The sequence below is a fragment of the Bradyrhizobium sp. P5_C11_2 genome (assembly GCF_054049755.1).
This window is the reverse complement of sequence record NZ_JBFULT010000965.1, coordinates 1-1,515: the sequence shown is the minus strand read 5'-3', so window position 1 is coordinate 1,515 and position 1,515 is coordinate 1. Positions and strand designations below refer to the sequence as shown.

At 63.5% G+C, this 1,515-nt stretch carries 2 protein-coding genes; one reads left to right on the top strand and one right to left on the bottom strand.

Going from position 1 to position 1,515, the window contains the following annotated elements; all coding sequences use genetic code 11:
* Positions 1 to 120 precede the first annotated feature (120 nt).
* Positions 121 to 363, top strand: a complete 243-nt coding sequence (locus ACXJL8_RS40765) for a helix-turn-helix domain-containing protein (RefSeq protein ID WP_456622295.1) — start codon at positions 121 to 123, stop codon at positions 361 to 363.
* A gap of 43 nt (positions 364 to 406) precedes the next feature.
* Here the strand turns inward: ACXJL8_RS40765 and ACXJL8_RS40760 are convergent, their stop codons facing one another.
* Entirely contained in the window at positions 407 to 1,096 is a 690-nt protein-coding gene (locus ACXJL8_RS40760) for a hypothetical protein (protein WP_456622233.1), read from the bottom strand.
* Positions 1,097 to 1,515: the final 419 nt, after the last annotated feature.

The window sequence follows — 1,515 nt, the reverse complement described above, 5'->3', positions numbered from 1 at the left end:
CTACAACATCGACATCGGCACGATCGCGGGCGGGGTGTTCCTGATGGCGCTGAAATTCGTCATCGAGCACGCCATCCTGCTGAAGTCCGAAAACGAACTGACGATCTGAGGTGAATGCTTGTGCCGATCGTCGTGAACCTCGATGTCATGCTTGCGAAGCGCAAGCGCCGCCTCGGTGACCTCGCCGACGCAATCGGCATTTCCATCCAGAACCTCTCGATCCTGAAGACCGGCAAGGCGCGGGCGATGCGCTTCTCGACCTTGGCCGCGATCTGCCGCGAGCTCGACTGTCAGCCCGGAGACATCCTCGAATATGTCGCGGGCGAGGAGGGGGGCGATGGGGATGCGGGCGAGGCAAGTTGAACGCGCTCAATCGAATCAAGTTCGCCCGGTGCGAGATCCGCCGTCAGATCGTTGCCACATCCAGCGGCGTCATCGTGAAGGCGAGCCGGTAGTGGCCGGTCGTTGGATCGTTCTGCGCGCCCAGAGCGCCGAGCGCCGCCGGCGAGAGTTGACCGGCGATCGCGTCCTCAATCACATCGCCATCGTAACCCGACAGCAGCACGATCCAGTCGGCGGCGCCGTCCTTGCCGCGGATCTGCTGCTCGATCGTGGCTGAATTCGTCCTGGGCGTGTCGGTCAGGAGGAGATCGGCGCCTGTCAGACCCGGCTTCTGCGCCAAGGCGCCGAGCGTCTCCGAGAGGTTCGCCTGCAACTCCGCCTCCCGTCCGACGGCTGGCGAGAGCCTGATGGTCGCGAGCGAGGTCGCGACACCGCCGCCAAAGCTCGCCACGATCCGGCACTGGCTGCGGACCATGCCGAGATGATGCGGCATCATCCTGGTCGACCACGGCGTCGGCGCGTTGAGGCGGTCGAGATATCCTTTCGATGTCAGCACGTCGTACCGCTCCAGCTCGTAGAGCACGAAGAAGCCGTCCGCGTCGGTCGCGCTGGTCCAGCGCGATCCGCGCCGGAAGCCGGCAATGCTCATCCGCTCCGGAAAATGCTCGTGCGAATGCCAGTCGCCGAACTCCGTGCGCTGCTCGGGGCGGACGTTCCACCACATCGCGACGGCGGCCTTTCCCAACAGTGACATGCTGACCTCGATCTTTTTCAAGTCGTTGCTCGCAGGAGCGCCGTCGAGAACCAAAGGACGACTGCGCTCGTTCTCAACACGTCCGGCGTCGCTTCCCACGTAGCGTTCGCGCTCGGCACCATCGGCCTCTTTTGCAGCGGCGTTCGATACGCTCCGTTCACACTTCGTAACGATCAAGCCGAACTTTAGCTCAACTCGGAGAGTAGCCATTTGTCGACAGCGTCTGGCGCCGGCGGCGACCTCGCTGTGCATCCATCGTAACCGAGGAGACCCGCGACATGAAGCAGACAACGCTGCGTTACCGGGCCTTGCGCCGGGTCCGCAGCCTGCCAGCGGAGATCGTCTCGAGATTGCTTGGAATGCCGGCCATCAGYCGGAAATTGGACAAGGCTTACGACAAGGCGCGATCATCTCACCGG